Below are 15,891 nucleotides of genomic sequence, written 5' to 3'. Positions count from 1 at the left end.
GGAGCTGGTGGTTGACTTGCACGTCGCTAAAGCTCGTCGAGGTGCGGGACCGCTGGGAAAACAGTAAGCGCGCTAACGTTTTTTCACTAGACGGGTAAATCGGCAAGGGTTCATGAGGTTTGCTCATGAATGATTGTCATGAGCAATTGCTTGTCTATGCGCGTATCTGCGCCATTGTGCGTCAGGCGGTAAAGCCGAACAGGCGTTTCGGGGTTTCCCAAAGAATCTGCTGGCGGTCGCTGGCGTTCGGGAATATCTCGCCGAAATTGGTCAGTACGGTGCCCAACTCCATGTTTTGACGGGCGCGCAAGAACGGCCAGTCAGTGCCCCACATACAGTTTTCGGCAGTGAACGCCTGCAGCAGTGCAAGTTGAAAGGGCTTGGCATCGGCGTAGGGGAAGCCTTGTTTGGAATATTGCGACAGCCCGGAAAGTTTGACGTAGGTGCGACCGTTGCCGGCCAGAGACAGCAAGGCCTGGAAGGCTGGCTGTTGCAAGCCGGCACTGGCATCGGGCCGGCCAGAGTGGTCGATCAGCACGCGAGGGTTGGTGCGCTTGAGCATCGGCAACAACGCAAGCAACTGATCGTCCTTCACCTGAACCTGGGCGTACAGGTCCAGCTCGGCCAGGCGTCCCATCAAGGCGTCGATCTTCAGAAAGCGCTCGGGACCGAGCAGCGCAGCATTGAGCGCCACACCGATCACCCCCTGCGTCTTGTACTGCGCAAGTGTCTCGCTGCTGACGTCGTTCGGCACCACGACCACCCCTTTATGGCGGCCCTTGTTGCGAGCCAGCGTGTCCAGGAGGCAACTGTTGTCGTAGCCATACGCCGAGGTCGGCTGCACGATCACTGAGTGCTGAATTCCATAGGCCTGCATCACCTGCTCGTAATACGCCGCAGGGCCGACCTCCGGGCCTGCCGGTTGGTAGGTGGAGTCAGCGGGATAGGGGAATTGGGCAGGATCGATCACGTGATGATGGCAATCGATCTTGGGTTGCGAAAACAGGCTGAGCAGTTGGGAGTCCATAACCGTACCGGGCAATTGGTCTGTGCCTTGATTGTCTGCGTTCTGCAGGCTGTTGCGTGAGGCCTGGCTCAGCATCGGCAGGCCAAGCGCGGCGCTGGCTGTCAGCACAACGGAGCTTTTTTTGAGCAGTGAACGACGGGACAGGCGGGTGTCATCGGGACGCGTGGTCATGTTCAAACCCTTGTTTTATTAGTATTTGCAGCGACAGAGAGTCAATTACCGCTACCGCCGTCAGGGCAGTGGGTCGACCTTAAGGCAGCACTTGCCGAGCGTCGTCTGTGAACTCATTAAGCAGGTATCGGTTTTGTTTATGGGGCTTCCCCATGATCCGCACCTGGGCATAAGGCCCGGGTCTTGAAGCTAAGCCTTTGGGCATCCTGGCATTACGCTGCAAATCCCTGCGATAAGAAAAACAGATACCCGATTAAGGATTTCCCAGAGGCGGTGCAGGCCGCTGCAGCCTTAAAGTCACGCCCAGCGTTCGGCTAACCGGGCAGCCCTTGGCCTGCTCCAATCTCCAGGCCGGTCGGTATCTCTACAAAAATAAGAAGGTGAAAACATGAGTCTCGAGACGGTCGACATCAAGGCGTGGATCGACAACCGACCGGTTGCCGGATACCAGTGGCTCATCATGAGCCTGTGCTTCTTCATTGTTCTATTCGATGGGCTGGATGTGGCAGTCATGGGTTTTATCGCGCCTTCACTGATTCAGGAGTGGGGGCTGTCCAAAGCAGCGTTTGGCCCGGTGATGAGCGCCGGGATGGTCGGGCTCGCCATCGGCGCTCTGACCGCCGGCCCTTACGCCGATCGCGTGGGGCGCAAGAAAGTGCTGCTGCTGGCGGTGACCGGGTTCAGTGTATTGAGCCTGGCGTGTGCGTTTGCGCGTAACCCCTATGAGCTGGCGACCTTGCGGTTATTGACCGGTGTGGCCTTGGGCGCGGCGATGCCCAACACCACCACGCTGCTGGCCGAGTACCTGCCGGAGCGCAATCGCTCGCTGTTCATCACCATTATGTTCACCGGGTTCAACATGGGATCGGGGCTGGGTGGTTTGTTGGCGGCCTGGCTGATTCCACTGTATGGCTGGAAATCGGTGTTGCTGGCCGGCGGGATTCTGCCCATGGTGCTGCTGCCGTTCCTCTGGATGTTCTTGCCTGAATCCGCTCGTTTCCTGGCGGCGCGCAATGCACCCGCCGCGCAGATCGCCAAAGTACTGAACAAGCTCGGCGGTCAATTCACCGCAGCCACGAACTTCATCCTCGCCGAACCCCAGACCCAGCACAAAGCGCCGGTGCGCATGCTGTTCACCGAACGCTACCGGGCCGGCACCCTGGCGCTGTGGCTGACCTATTTCATGGGCCTGCTGGTGATCTACCTGACCATGGGCTGGATGCCGACCCTGTTGCGCGAAGGTGGTTTGTCCATCGAGCGTGCGGCGACCATCACCGGTCTGTTCCAGATCGGCGGGACCGTCGGGGCGATCGTGGTGGGCTGGATCATGGACCGACGCAATCCGAATGGCGTGATCGCCACCTCTTACGCATTAGGTGGTGTGTTTATCCTGCTGCTGGGGGCGTTCAGCCTGGAGTCGAGCCTGCTGGCGGTTGGCGTGATCGCCGCCGGTTTCTGCATGAGCGGCGCGCAGACTGGCCTCAACGCGTTTGCCCCGGGTTACTACCCGACGGATTTCCGTGCAACGGGTGTGAGCTGGATGCTCGGCATTGGCCGTTTCGGCGGTATCTTTGGTTCTCTCATCGGCGGTGCGGTGCTCAGTCTCGGGTTGGGCTTGCCGTTTCTGTTTGCCCTGTTGAGCGTGCCGGCCTTCATCGCCGCACTGGCGATCCTGGCCAACGGTCATGCACGGCGCCGGGTCAACCGGGCCTTGCTGGCGCAATAATTTACTTCGAACATAGGAATTCGTCATGGCACGCATCATCGGTGGCCTCGCAGTCTCCCATACACCTACCATCGGCTTCGCTGTCGATCACGATAAGCAGAACGAGGCGGCGTGGGCGCCGATTTTCGAAGGCTTCGAACCGATCAAAGTGTGGTTGAAGGAGCAACAGCCGGATGTGCTGTTCTACATCTTCAACGACCATGTGACGTCGTTCTTCTTCGACCACTATGGCGCGTTCTCCCTCGGTGTCGATGAGCGTTACGAGGTCGCCGACGAAGGCGGCAATCCACGCTCGCTGCCTGCCGTCGGCGGGCATGCCGCACTGTCGCGGCACATTGGGCAAAGCCTGATGGCCGATGAGTTCGACATGAGTTTCTTCCGCGACAAGCCGCTGGACCACGGGTTTTTCTCGCCGATGTCGGCGCTGTTGCCCTGTGATCCGGAGTGGCCGGTGCAAATTGTGCCGCTACAAGTGGGGGTGTTGCAGTTCCCGATCCCCAGCGCATTGCGCTGCTATAAGTTGGGCCATGCCCTGCGCCGCGCGATTGAGAGCTATCCCGAAGACTTGAAGGTGGCCATTGTCGCCACCGGCGGTGTGTCCCATCAGGTGCATGGCGAGCGGTGCGGTTTCAACAACCCGCAGTGGGATGAGCAGTTCATCGATTTGCTGATTAACGATCCGCAGCGCCTGACCGAGTTGACCCACGCCGAGTACGCCACCCTGGGCGGCATGGAAGGCTCGGAGGTCATCACCTGGCTGATCATGCGGGGTGCGTTGTCGGCCACGGTGAAGAATCTGCACCAGGACTACTACCTGCCATCCATGACCGGCATCGCAACCCTGTTGCTGGAAAATCAGGACCGAGCAGTACCTGCCGACGTCAACGCGCGTCACGTGCAGCACATGCAGCACCAGTTGGCCGGTATCGAAAAACTCGAGGGCACGTACCCGTTCACTCTGGAACGCAGCGCCAAGGGTTATCGCCTGAACAAGTTCCTGCATCGGATGATCGAGCCGCAATGGCGCCAGCGTTTTCTCGAAGCGCCGGAAGCGTTGTTCGAGGAAGGCGGCCTGAGCGATGAAGAGCGCGATCTGTTGCGTCGCCGTGACTGGCGCGGGCTGATCCACTACGGGGCGATCTTCTTTGTGCTGGAGAAGCTCGCGGCGGTGCTCGGCATTCCCAACCTGCAGGTCTACGCCGCCATGCGTGGACAGAGCCTGGAGGACTTCATGAAAACCCGAAACCAGCAGGTGCTCTACTCGGTGGCGGGCAAAGGCCCGCGCTGATCATCAGCGGTTAATGCGGCGGCTCGTCCCGGGCCGCTATCCCTTTTTTCTGATCTTGCTGTGCCCGGTTAGCGCGGGCGCAGGGCATTTCCTTTACCTCAAAAACCGGAAAACAATAACAATGAAAACCGTCATCAATCATCGAGCCGTCTGTTCGCTGGCAGCGTTCTGCGCATTGCCGCTGCACGCGTCGGCTGCTGGTTTCATCGAAGATGCCAGCGCCAACCTGAACCTGCGCAACTTCTACATCAACCGCAACTTCACCAACCCGGCCTATCCGCAAAGCAAGGCCGAAGAGTGGACACAGAACTTCATTCTCGACATCCGCTCCGGTTTTACCCAAGGCCCGGTGGGTTTTGGGGTGGATGCGCTGGGGCTGTACTCGGTCAAGCTCGATGGTGGCAAGGGCACCGGCGGAACACAGCTGTTGCCGATCCATGACGATGGCCGTCCCGCCGATGATTTCGGTCGCCTGGCGGTGGCCGGGAAAATGAAGGTCAGCAAGACCGAATTGAAGGTCGGGGAGTGGATGCCGGTGCTGCCGATCCTGCGTTCCGACGACGGTCGCTCATTGCCGCAAACCTTTCGTGGTGGCCAGCTCACCTCGCAGGAGATCGACGGCCTGACCTTATACGGTGGGCAGTTCCGGCAGAACAGTCCACGCAACGATGCGAGCATGGAAGACATGTTCATGCAGGGCAAAACCGCGTTCACCTCCGATCGCTTCAACTTCGTTGGCGGCGAATACAGCTTCAATGAGAAGCGCACGATGATCGGCCTGTGGAACGCCGAGCTCAAGGACATCTATCAGCAGCAATACCTGCAATTGGTCCACAGCCAGCCTCTGGGCGCCTGGACGCTGGGCGCAAACCTCGGCTATTTCTGGGGCAGTGAAGAGGGCAGTGCCCGTGCCGGCGACCTCGACAACCGTACCGTTTCAGCGCTGCTCTCGGCTCGTTATGGCGGCAGCACGTTCTACGTCGGTCTGCAAAAACTCACCGGTGATGACGCCTGGATGCGGGTCAACGGCACCAGCGGCGGCACCCTCGCCAACGACAGCTACAACAACAGCTACGACAACGCCCGGGAAAAATCCTGGCAGTTGCGCCACGACTACAACTTCGTCGCCCTCGGCGTGCCCGGCCTGACCTTGATGAACCGCTACATCAGCGGCGACAACGTGCACACCGGGACCATCACCGACGGTAAGGAGTGGGGCCGCGAAAGTGAACTGGGCTACACCGTGCAGAGCGGGCCGCTGAAAAACCTCAACGTCAAATGGCGCAATTCGAGCATTCGCAAGAGCTTCAGCACCAATGAGTTTGATGAGAACCGGATGATCGTCAGCTATCCGATCAGTCTGCTCTAACATCAAAAGATCGCAGCTTGCGGCAGTTCCTACAGGGAAATGTGAGTATCTGTAGGAGCTGCCGCAGGCTGCGATCTTTTTTGAAGCCGCTACCTTATTCCCGCGTCGGGGTTGAGCGTCGCGTTCGTCGCCTGTTCGCGGATCACCCGGCGAATCATGTTCATCAAGGCCAGGGCTACCGGGGAGTGCAGGCAGCCGTTGCGATAAGTCAAACCGATAGCCCGGGTGGTCTGGTTCAGTTCCAGGGGCAAAATGCACAGCTCGCCCGAGGCGATCTCCTGTTCCAGTTGATGGGCGGACACGGCCGCGAGCATGTCCGAGCGCAACAACAGGCCGCGGATGATCGCCATATCGCCGCTTTCCACTACAGGCCGGGGCGGCGCAATGCCGAACCGGATGAAGCATTCTTCGAGCATCTGCCGGGCGGGTGAGCCAGCGCGAGGCAGTACCCACCGGGCGGCGCTCAGTTCATCGTGCGCTACAACTTGCGAATCGAGCGGGTGACCGCGACGCGCCAACACCACCATGTCTTCCGTGAGCAGTGATTCGCCAATCAAGTCGCTGGCGTAGGCCTCCGGGCGCAAGGCACCGAACACGAAATCGACATCGCCGGCACGCAGTTCTGTCGCCAGTAAATCAAACGGACTTTCGTTGGTGATCACCTGAATGCCCGGGTGTTCGGCCATCATGCGCACAATGGCTTCGGGCAGTATTCGGGTGCGGCCCAAGGGCAGGGCGCCGACCTGCACCACGCCTTGCAAGGTCCCGCGCAGTGCGGTGATGTCGGTCTCGATGTGGCGTAATTCGTTCAGCGCCCGGCGGATCGGAAAAAGGATTTCATGGCTGGCACGGGTCGGTTGCAAGCCGCGAGGCGTGCGTTCGAACAACGGCTGGCCGCAACCGCTTTCCATCACCTTGATCGTCGAACTGATGGCCGGCTGGCTGAGGCCGAGCAGGCTGGCGACGGTCTGCATGTGGTGGGTTTCGCAGAGTTTGACGAACACCTGCAGGCGCCGGGCCTGGAACAGGTAAAGCGGTTCGACCGGACGTTTATCGCCGCCACCCAGCAGCCGCGGCACGCTGTCCAGCTCAGCCAGCACACGTCGAGCCCGAGGCAACAAGCGCTCGCCGAAGTCGGTCAGGCGCATGCCGTTGGCGTGGCGTTCGAACAGCGGTACATCGAGCCGTGCCTCGAGCTCGGTAATCGAACGGGTCACCACGGACTGAGCGCGAAACAGTGCCACCGAGGCTTTGGAAACACTGCCGTGATCGGCCACCCGGACGAAGGCTCGCACGTGCATCAGGCTGGGCAGTTCAGTGGTTTCCATGGGGCACGGGCTCTGCAAAGGGGCACTTGAGCGGGACTATGCCGCTGGCCTGCCGGGATGGCAATAAAAAAAACGCATACCTCAAACAGCTCAACGCATTACTCCTGGTGCGGGTCGCGGTGCGATCCTCGTTCGAAACGCAGGAGGAGAATCCGCAATGATCGAGTCACCGAAAAACGCGCTGGTCGTCAGCGCCCACTCTGCCGATTTCGTCTGGCGCGCGGGCGGCGCCATTGCGCTGCATGCGCAACAGGGTTATGCCGTGCACATCGTTTGCCTGTCTTTCGGCGAACGCGGCGAGTCCGCCAAGCTGTGGCGCAAGGGCGAGATGAGCGAAGACAAAGTCAAAGCCGCACGGCGTGAAGAAGCCCAGGCAGCTGCCGATATTCTGGGGGCCAGCGTCGAATTCTTCGACATCGGCGACTACCCGATGCGTGCCGACAAGGAAACCCTGTTTCGTCTGGCGGATGTGTTTCGTCGCGTCCAGCCCGAGTTCGTCCTCAGCCACTCGGTGAAAGACCCTTACAACTACGATCACCCGTTGGCCATGAACCTGACGCAAGAGGCACGCATCATCGCCCAGGCCGAAGGCTACAAGCCGGGAGAGAAAATTGTCGGGGCGCCACCGGTCTACAGCTTTGAGCCGCATCAGCCCGAGCAGTGCGAGTGGCGCCCCGATGTGTTGCTGGACATCACCTCGGTCTGGGACAAGAAGTACGCGGCCATCCAGTGCATGGCCGGTCAGGAACACTTGTGGGAGTACTACACGCGCGTCGCTCTGCAGCGCGGTGTGCAGGCCAAACGCAATGTGGGTATCACCTCCAGCCGCGACATCATTTACGGCGAGGGCTACCAGAGCATCTTCCCGCGCGTCACGGAGAATCTGGCATGAGTGAGCTGATCGGAAAAACCGGCATCGTCGTGCGCAACATTGCCAGGGCCGAGCAGGCATTGGTCGATGAGCTGGGGCGGTTCGGTGTCGCGACGATCCACGAATCTCAGGGGCGCAAAGGCCTGCTGACGTCCGCGATCACCCCCATTCAACGGGGCACAGCCATCAGCGGCTCAGTGGTCACGGTGCTGGTCGCACCGGGCGACAACTGGATGTTCCATGTGGCGGTGGAGCAGTGCCGCCCCGGCGATATTCTGGTGGTTGCGCCCAGCTCACCGTGCACCGACGGTTACTTCGGCGACCTGCTCGCCACTTCCCTGAAAGCCCACGGCGTGCGAGCGCTGGTGATCGATGCCGGCGTGCGCGATACGCACACCCTGCGCGAGATGGGCTTCCCGGTCTGGTCCCGCGCCATCAGCGCCCAAGGCACCATCAAGGAGACCTTGGGCTCGGTCAACCTGCCGCTGGTGTGTGGCGGTCAATTGGTCAACCCGGGCGACGTGGTGGTGGCCGATGACGATGGCGTGGTCGTCGTGCGTCGCGGCGAAGTGGCGCAGGTGGTCGAAGCCAGTCGCGCGCGGTCCGACCTCGAGGAACAAAAAGCCTTGCGCCTGGCCAAGGGCGAACTGGGGCTGGACATCTACAACATGCGCCAGCGGCTCGCGGAAAAAGGCCTGCGCTATGTCGACAGCCTCGATGAACTCGGAGACTGAACATGGGCCAGACACGTATTCCTTGCCTCTTGATGCGCGGCGGGACCTCCAAAGGCGGGTACTTTCTGGCCAGTGACTTGCCTGACGAACAAGCACTGCGCGACCGCGTATTGCTGGCGGTCATGGGCTCGCCGGATGCGCGGCAGATCGATGGCATCGGTGGTGGCGACTCGCTGACCAGCAAGGTGGCGATCATCAAACCCTCCACGCGTGCCGACGCCGATGTCGACTACTTGTTCGCCCAAGTGCTGGTGGATGAGCCGCGAGTCGATTACGGCCAGAACTGCGGCAACATTCTCGCCGGTGTCGGCGCGTTCGCCATTGAACGTGCTCTGGTGGCCGTGACGGGTGATGTCACCCCAGTGCGAATTTTCATGGAGAACACCGGGCAGATCGCGATTGCTCACGTACCGACACCGGATGGCGCTGTCAGTTATTCAGGCGACACACGGATTGACGGAGTGCCTGGAAGCGGTGCGCCGTTGGTTGTTGAGTTCAAGGATGTCGCCGGCTCCAGTTGCGGTGCGTTGCTGCCCACCGGCAATGTTGTGGATCGGTTAGATGGTGTTGAAGTCACCTGCGTCGACAACGGCATGCCGGTGGTGCTGATCCTAGCCGAAGACCTCGGCCTGAGCGGCTATGAAAGCCCGGCGCAACTGGACGCCGATAAGGCGTTGAAGGCCCGTTTGGAATCGATCCGCCTGCAAGCCGGCCAGCGCATGAACCTGGGCGACGTGAGCCAGCGCAACGTGCCCAAGATGTGCCTGATAGCGCCGGCACAAGCGGGTGGGGCACTCAGCACTCGCACTTTCATTCCGCATCGATGCCACACCAGCATTGGCGTGTTCGGTGCAGTCAGTGTGGCAGTTGCCTGCCTTATCGAAGGCAGTGTGGCGGCGAGAGTGGCGAGTGTGGTCGACGGCGACAGCAAGCAACTCTCGGTTGAACACCCTACGGGCGAGTTCACCGTGGAGTTGCGTCTGGACAACGGCCGTTTGCTCAGTTGCGGCCTGATGCGAACCGCGCGGTTGTTGTTTGACGGGAGCGTTTGTGTTTCCCCGACGCTATGGGTTGGTCATCCCGCTAAGCGTGGTTCAGACCACCAGTAACGAAGAAAAGTGGATGCTCACTCAACTTTCTTCCATCGTCGGAATGGCGTTAACGCACCCAACACTTCAAAACGCCACCAGCTTCTCGTCAGAAGCGATGAACCAATTCGGGCGCCAACCGCTCCACCAAGAAATATTCGGGTAGGCGAGCCGAGATGAATGCCTTTAAAGATCTACTGACACCGGTTCAAGAGATGAAACTGCGTGCGCTTGATGCCTGGCATCGCGCACTGGAAAACAGACAGCTGCGTATGGATTGCCCCGATGCTTACCATGACGAACTGCTCCGCCAGTCCGATGAGATGGATCGCCTGGGGATCGTGAGCTGGACTGAGTGGCGAGATTTGCGCATCGAAGCTGATCAGGCGTACCTGCGTGCAGTTGCCGGAGGAGACTATCACTGAGGCGTCTGTGTACACGGTAGCGAGGAGAACCTGGACCGGCTTTATGTCGACAGCCGGTACGCTAAAAAATCGAACGCTTGAAATCCAGGATCTCTCCAAACTACAGGCTCCCAATACGGGGAGCTTCGAGAGGTGAGTGTCGTCAGTCGCTTAGTGCAGAAAATCATCGGTTTTCATGGTCGGGGCCCTCAATGTGCATTTACAGCCTGGAATACCTGTTCAATGGCGAACCGCGAACGCAACGATTGGAGGTGGAGCAGTCGTCGCTACCCGTTCATGAGGCAGCGATGCACCTGCTGCAATTGCATTTTGGGGACGCAGAAAACAGTTTGATCATGCCCTCTGCAGAATCGACCCCTGACGAAATTTTAGCTCAGGCAAGGTTGATGGGACTGACACAGATTAAAGTCACCAACCAGCCTGGCTGAGAGGGCAGTTTGGCTGCACGGCCTCAAAGCAGGCTCCACGACACCCCGACATACATCGCCATGCCTTCACCTGGGGTGGAGCGTGCGGCGTCGAGCCCGTTGTCGTCGTAGCCCGGGGTGACGGTGGCGGCGTAGTGCTTGTCTGTCAGGTTGCGCATGTCCAGCCATGTCTGCCAGTCACCCTTCGGCGCGTTGTAACCTACGGTCGCACCGAAAATCGCATAGGGGTCGGCGTAGTAACTGTTGGCGTAGTCGACGGCGACCTTGGACACCCACTGCGTGTTGACTGCGGCGAAGAAACCCTGGGGCCAGTCGTAGCGCAGTTCGCCCTGGTAATAATGCATCGGCAGGCCGGGCAAACGGTTGTCGCCGAAGCGCTCGTCATCGCGGTAGTGGAAGTCGCTGAAGGTGTAGCTCTGGCGCAGGCTCAACTGGCCACCGTTGTCCGCTGACCACAGGCTGCTCAACAGGCTGGCCTCTACACCCTGATGCACGGTCGGGCTGGCATTCAGTTCGTAGGGCGTGGTGGCATTGGCATCCGGCAACACCGAAAGCAATTCGTTGTGCACCTGGGCGTAGTACCAGGCCAGGCTCCATTGCCCCAATGAACTCTCGCCACGGCCGCCGAGTTCCAGGGTGGTCGCGGTCTGGTTGTTCAGTTCGATCGGGTCGCGCTGGGCGCCGGTAGCCGGGCCGCTGCCCTGCGGGAAGCGAATGCTCGAGCTGTAGATCAGCGACCAAGGGTGCGGCGCTTCAACCGAGCGGCTGAGGTTGCCGAAGAGCTGCAAGATAGGTGTCAGCTGATAGCGCAGCCCGATGCGTGGGGCGTAGTCCCAATCGTTCATGCTGGTCTTGCCACCGCCATCAGGGTAGGTCACCGCGCTTTCGCGGCGGGTGTAGATGGCTGCGAGGCCGGTGGTCAGCCACAAGTCGTCGGCGATCTCCAGATCATTGCCCACATGCAACACGCTATCCGAGCCCTGATAAGTGAAGTTGCGCATGTGCGTGCCCGGCGCATAGCCGGCGGTGTTGCCGGTGGGGATGCGCACCAACTCGCTTGCGCCGGCATTGGGCAGGTGCTTGGTCACCCGCAGGCCCACCGTGCTTTGACTTTGCAGGCCCCACAGAGTATCGCGACGCTTGTAGTCGAACGTGCCGCTGACGTCGGTGTAGGCGACTTTCAAACGGTTGGGACCTTCGCGTAAATCCATCGGGTAGTCGTGATACACGAGGCCGGTCTGGATGCTCGAATCATCGTCGAGGTAGAAGGTGGTCTTGTTGCCGATAAAGGTGCTGCCGGGTTGTTTGCGGCTGTCGTCGCGCGTGACGTAGGCGGGGTTGGCCGCCCGTGGATCGTGCTCGATGGAATGCTTGGTGACCCGTCCGGCGAGGTCGTTGTCGGTCTGGCGATAGCGCAGGTAGAAGCGTGTTTCCAGGTTCGGGTTGAAGCGATAACCGAAGTTGGCAATCACACCCTGGCTGTCGCTGGCGGTGTGGTCCTGATAGCCGTCGGCATTTGAGTCGGTCATCGATACGTAGTAATCGAAGTCGCCCAACACCTGCCCGGAACTGACTTGGCGTTGCTGGTAACCGTGGCTGCCGGTGGCATAACGCACTTGCAGCTTCGGTGCGTTGTAGCCGGTGTGGCTGACGTAATCGATGGCGCCACCCAACGCCAGCGCGCCCCGGTCGAAACCGTTGGCACCGCGGAGCACTTCCACGTGATCAAGCCACAGCGGTTCCAGTAATTCGTATGGCGTACCGCCCGGGCCGGTCAGCGGCAGACCGTCGAGCAGGGTGTACAACCCGGAGGCGTGGGCGCCCGGTGCTCGGTTGATCCCCGAGCCGCGAATCGAGATCTTCACCCCTTCATTGCCCGCCGATTGGGCATAGATCCCCGGCTGGTACGCCAGCACATCCTGATTGCTGGCTACGCGACCCTGCAGGGGGCGGCGCATGTCGACCACGTTAATGCCCCCGGGGACCTCTGCAAGCCGGGCCTGAGCCTGCTCGACCGACAGGTCTTCACCACTTTGATCCTCAGCCCCGATCAACACCTGTCCCAGTTCCAGGCCTTGGGCCTGAGCCATGGCCGGACAAACAAGGGCCAGCCCCAACAGCGCAACGGGGAAGGATTTGGGCGAGGGCATCGAACGAACTCCAGACATAGGGATACGGGCAGTGAACACTGCGACGTAACAATGAACGAACGGAGCACATGGGAAATTGGTTTTTATTGTGGTCAGACCGGTAGCACGTCGCTGCCTTCAACCAGCAACATCCGGTACTCGGCGCCTTTGAGGCGATGCAAACGCGCCTCCTGATAGGCCGGGCTCTCGTACCACGCGCGGGCTGCGGCCATGTCGGGAAAACGCAGGATCGCAACGCCTTCCGCCGAGGGGCCTTCCAGCACCTCGAGTTGGCCGTAGAAGGCCACGCGGGTGATGTCGTGGCCGATGCGGGCGGCGGGGGCCTTCTGCGCATACGCCTGCATTTGGGATTCGTCTTTGGTTTCTTCGCGGATAAAAATGACGTAGGCGGACATGCTGAATTCCTCTGTGAAATTAACAACGATGCAAGTGCGGGTGATGTTCGAGCCCTGTTCGATCACGACCAGCCTGTGGCTACTGTGATCGGACAGGGCTCGCATCAGGACAGGTTCAGCGCAGCGCTTCAACAATGGCTTTGGCCAATGGGCCGCCGGACGCCGGGTTCTGCCCGGTCAGCAAACGCCCGTCGACCACGACTTTTTCCTGCCATACCGCGGCCGACGAATACTCGGCACCCTCGGCGCGCAACGCATCTTCCAGATTGAACGGTACGTCAGCCTGCGCATAACCGGCCTCTTCATCGTTCGAGAAAGACGTCAGCTGACGGCCGCGAACCAGTGGCGTGCCGTCCTCCAGCTTGACGCCGAGGAAGGCCGCCGGGCCATGGCAGACCGCAGCCACGAGCTTGCCGCCATTCCACGCACGTTCTACCGCTTGCTTGACGTCAGGGTCGTTGGCGATGTCCACCATTGGGCCAAGACCGCCAGGGAAGAAGATCGCGTCATAGTCCAGCACATCCACTTCCGACAATTTGCGGCTGTTGGCCATACGGCGGATCGCGGCGCTGTTACGGAAAGCCAGTTGTGACGGATCGCTTTCGTCGTAGCCATCTTCCGGCGGCGTGCCACCCAGCACAGAGGCGTATTCCACCGCCACCCCTGCTTCGGCGAACACTTCGTAAGGGTGCGCGACCTCAGGGAAGAAGTACCCGGTGCGACGCTGGTTCGGGCCGATTTCAGCGGTGTTGGTCAGGATGAACAGAACGTGTTTGATACTCATGGAAAACTCCTCGAAATAGTGGGACGCCTGTTGCGAACTGCCGTATCGCGTCGGGCGCTTTCAACCGGAAGGCTCATTCCGTGGGATTTGGCGAATCCCTTTGGATGGGCTAACTTTGCCCCACGCCCAGATATTCGAGAAATTTACTTATCTGATTTTAGATATTCACAGAGCGTTATGAGTCATGCGATACGATCTCAATCTCTTGCCGGTGTTCATGGCGCTGATGGAGGAACGCAGCGTTACCCGCGCGGCGGTTCGCCTGGGCATCACCCAGCCTGCGTTGTCGAACGCACTGAACCGGCTGCGTGACACGCTGCGCGATCCGCTGTTCATCCGTGAACGCTACGGCATCAAGCCCACTCAGTTCGCCGAGGAAATCGCCCCGGTGATCCTCGAAACCCTGGCCAGGCTTGATGAGGTGATCATCGGCCGACAGCATTTCGATCCGGCGACGTCCACCCGCCAGTTCAACATCGCGCCGAACAGCTTTGTCGAGATCGTTCTGATGCCGGGCATCATCGCCAAACTTCGGGAGCAGGCGCCGGGGGTCAAGGTGTCCCTCACACCGTTCGGCAATGACCTGTCCGATACCGGCGTGATTTCCGGAACGACCGACATGGCACTGGGGCGCATCATCGATCCGCCCGACAATGTGATCGTTCAACATTTGCTGGACGATGGCTTGGCCTGTGTCGTGCGCGCCGACCATCCCGATATCGACCAGGCAATGTCGCGCGAGCAATACGAGCGCTTGCGGCATGTCAACGTCTTGCCGCCGGGACGGCTGCGGGTCGGGGTTTTCCAGGCGCTGGAGCGGCAGGGGTTGCGGCGTGAACTGGCGATTTCCGTGACGCATTTCCTCGCAGTGCCGGAAATCATCGCGGTGACCGATTACTGCGCGACGCTGCCGCGGCTCATTTGCAAGCAGATTGCCAAAGACCCGCGACTCAAAGTCGTGTCGTCGCCGGTCGATCTGGGCACCTTTCCCGTGGAAATCGCCTGGCATGTGCGATACCGCAACGATCCGGCGCACCAGTGGTTTCGACAAATGCTGGTGGAAACGGCCGCCGAGCTCATCGCGAAACCGGATGAGTCGCCGATATGAAACCGCTTGTTCGGGGGGAGGGCGAGCAGACCACGCCGGCTGTTCCGTTGCCGCTGCGAGAGCGGGCCTGCTCGTGTTTCGGTGTCAGGAACCTTGAGGCGTTTCCCCGCGCGCCAGTCGGGCGTTGATGTCTTCGATGACCGCCGGCAGTTCGACGATGGTGTCGATCAGGTAGTGAGGGCGCGAGCCTTCGAACATGTTGATGATGCGCTCGCGCTCTTTAGCCAGTTTGTCTGAAGGCAGCGCTTTGTACTGCTCGTAGGTCAGGCCCAAGGCGTTGCCGGAGCAGGTCAGCGCCACGGTCCACATCCCGGCACTGCGGCCTTCAAGGATGCCAGGCCAGGTGTCGTCGACCTTGACGCAAGCGGCGACGTCACTGATCCCCAGGGCAATCACGTTGGCCAACGCCTGGGCTGGGTAAGGGCGTCCGTTGGGAACTTCGTCGGTGGCGACAACGTGGTCGGCCACGTAGCCGTTGCTGCGCGCCAGTTCGACGACTTTCGCCATCACCACGGCCGGGTAACCAGAGCAGGAACCGATCTTCAGGCCTTTTTCACGCAAGGCACCGATGGCGTCCAGGGCGCCGGGGATCAGCGCCGAGTGCAGGGCGATTTTCTCGATTTGCAGCGGCATGAACCGCTCGTAGAGTGCGGTCACATCGTCATCGGTGGGCAGGCGATCAAACACCGCGCGATAACGTTCGGCGATCTGCGGTTGATTGCACAGCGTGCGAATGTGATCCCACTTGCCCATGCCCATCGGCCCCCGTGCTTCCTCCAGCGAAACGGCGACACCGAACTCGGCAAAGGCCTCGACGAAAATCTGCGTGGGGGCAAAGGAACCGAAATCGACGACGGTGCCGGCCCAGTCCAGGACCACGGCTTGCAGGTGTGAGGGTTGTTGATAGTTCATGGTGATTCTCCAGTTTTTTGTTGTGGGCAGGCCGTCCCTCTTGTTGCCAAGAAGTAAGCCTGCAAGAGGGTGCAGGGTGAGTCGGAA

The 15,891-nt window shown here is 60.4% G+C and carries 15 protein-coding genes; 9 read left to right on the top strand and 6 right to left on the bottom strand.

Annotated features, from left to right (window positions below; genetic code table 11):
- Positions 1 to 181: 181 nt before the first annotated feature.
- On the bottom strand, positions 182 to 1,198 hold the full coding sequence (locus KVG88_RS18090) for an amidohydrolase family protein (RefSeq protein ID WP_217872235.1): 1,017 nt from the start codon (positions 1,196 to 1,198) through the stop codon (positions 182 to 184).
- Positions 1,199 to 1,586: 388 nt separating this feature from the next.
- Between KVG88_RS18090 and KVG88_RS18085 the strand changes: the two genes are divergently transcribed.
- The 3 genes from KVG88_RS18085 to KVG88_RS18075 all read left to right on the top strand — a co-directional run bounded on the left by KVG88_RS18085 (position 1,587) and on the right by KVG88_RS18075 (position 5,581).
- The gene (locus KVG88_RS18085) at positions 1,587 to 2,924 is read left to right on the top strand and encodes an MFS transporter (RefSeq protein WP_217872234.1); all 1,338 of its coding nucleotides are present in this window, start codon (positions 1,587 to 1,589) and stop codon (positions 2,922 to 2,924) included.
- 25 nt (positions 2,925 to 2,949) lie between these two features.
- Positions 2,950 to 4,212, top strand: coding sequence for a gallate dioxygenase (locus tag KVG88_RS18080; RefSeq protein WP_217872233.1), 1,263 nt, complete (start codon positions 2,950 to 2,952; stop codon positions 4,210 to 4,212).
- Between the two features lie 121 nt (positions 4,213 to 4,333).
- Positions 4,334 to 5,581, top strand: a complete 1,248-nt coding sequence (locus tag KVG88_RS18075; protein ID WP_217872229.1) for an OprD family porin — start codon at positions 4,334 to 4,336, stop codon at positions 5,579 to 5,581.
- Positions 5,582 to 5,670: 89 nt separating this feature from the next.
- On the opposite strand, the gene KVG88_RS18070 is transcribed toward KVG88_RS18075, so the two are convergent.
- Positions 5,671 to 6,909, bottom strand: a complete 1,239-nt coding sequence (locus KVG88_RS18070; protein WP_217872228.1) for a LysR family transcriptional regulator — start codon at positions 6,907 to 6,909, stop codon at positions 5,671 to 5,673.
- A gap of 157 nt (positions 6,910 to 7,066) precedes the next feature.
- On the opposite strand from KVG88_RS18070, the gene galB reads away from it, so the two are divergent.
- The 5 genes from galB (at position 7,067) to KVG88_RS18045 (ending at position 10,455) form a co-directional block, all read left to right on the top strand.
- Positions 7,067 to 7,801, top strand: a complete 735-nt coding sequence (galB, locus tag KVG88_RS18065) for a 4-oxalmesaconate hydratase (protein ID WP_217872227.1) — start codon at positions 7,067 to 7,069, stop codon at positions 7,799 to 7,801.
- Positions 7,798 to 8,514: a 4-carboxy-4-hydroxy-2-oxoadipate aldolase/oxaloacetate decarboxylase gene (locus tag KVG88_RS18060; RefSeq protein WP_217872225.1), complete on the top strand. Its 717-nt coding sequence runs from the start codon at positions 7,798 to 7,800 to the stop codon at positions 8,512 to 8,514. Before galB ends, KVG88_RS18060 begins: the two co-directional genes overlap by 4 nt.
- Positions 8,515 to 8,516: 2 nt before the next feature.
- On the top strand, positions 8,517 to 9,623 hold the full coding sequence (locus KVG88_RS18055; RefSeq protein WP_217872223.1) for a 4-oxalomesaconate tautomerase: 1,107 nt from the start codon (positions 8,517 to 8,519) through the stop codon (positions 9,621 to 9,623).
- Between the two features lie 155 nt (positions 9,624 to 9,778).
- Entirely contained in the window at positions 9,779 to 10,027 is a 249-nt protein-coding gene (locus KVG88_RS18050) for a hypothetical protein (protein ID WP_150700789.1), read from the top strand.
- Positions 10,028 to 10,218: 191 nt separating this feature from the next.
- Positions 10,219 to 10,455: a hypothetical protein gene (locus KVG88_RS18045; protein ID WP_217872221.1), complete on the top strand. Its 237-nt coding sequence runs from the start codon at positions 10,219 to 10,221 to the stop codon at positions 10,453 to 10,455.
- 23 nt (positions 10,456 to 10,478) lie between these two features.
- Here the strand turns inward: KVG88_RS18045 and KVG88_RS18040 are convergent, their stop codons facing one another.
- From KVG88_RS18040 to KVG88_RS18030, 3 genes are all read right to left on the bottom strand, one after another.
- Positions 10,479 to 12,605: a TonB-dependent receptor family protein gene (locus tag KVG88_RS18040; protein WP_217872220.1), complete on the bottom strand. Its 2,127-nt coding sequence runs from the start codon at positions 12,603 to 12,605 to the stop codon at positions 10,479 to 10,481.
- Between the two features lie 92 nt (positions 12,606 to 12,697).
- Positions 12,698 to 13,000: a DUF1330 domain-containing protein gene (locus KVG88_RS18035; RefSeq protein WP_217872218.1), complete on the bottom strand. Its 303-nt coding sequence runs from the start codon at positions 12,998 to 13,000 to the stop codon at positions 12,698 to 12,700.
- A 115-nt stretch (positions 13,001 to 13,115) separates the two neighbouring features.
- Positions 13,116 to 13,784: a type 1 glutamine amidotransferase domain-containing protein gene (locus KVG88_RS18030; RefSeq protein ID WP_150700785.1), complete on the bottom strand. Its 669-nt coding sequence runs from the start codon at positions 13,782 to 13,784 to the stop codon at positions 13,116 to 13,118.
- A 184-nt stretch (positions 13,785 to 13,968) separates the two neighbouring features.
- On the opposite strand from KVG88_RS18030, the gene KVG88_RS18025 reads away from it, so the two are divergent.
- Positions 13,969 to 14,892, top strand: coding sequence for a LysR family transcriptional regulator (locus KVG88_RS18025; RefSeq protein WP_217872217.1), 924 nt, complete (start codon positions 13,969 to 13,971; stop codon positions 14,890 to 14,892).
- 84 nt (positions 14,893 to 14,976) lie between these two features.
- On the opposite strand, the gene phnX is transcribed toward KVG88_RS18025, so the two are convergent.
- Positions 14,977 to 15,804: a phosphonoacetaldehyde hydrolase gene (gene phnX, locus KVG88_RS18020; RefSeq protein WP_217872216.1), complete on the bottom strand. Its 828-nt coding sequence runs from the start codon at positions 15,802 to 15,804 to the stop codon at positions 14,977 to 14,979.
- Positions 15,805 to 15,891 lie beyond the last annotated feature (87 nt).

This window comes from Pseudomonas azerbaijanoccidentalis, assembly GCF_019145495.1.
GTDB lineage: Bacteria > Pseudomonadota > Gammaproteobacteria > Pseudomonadales > Pseudomonadaceae > Aquipseudomonas > Aquipseudomonas azerbaijanoccidentalis.
Note: the sequence above shows the minus strand (reverse complement) of the source record. Positions and strands in the feature narration are given on the sequence as shown.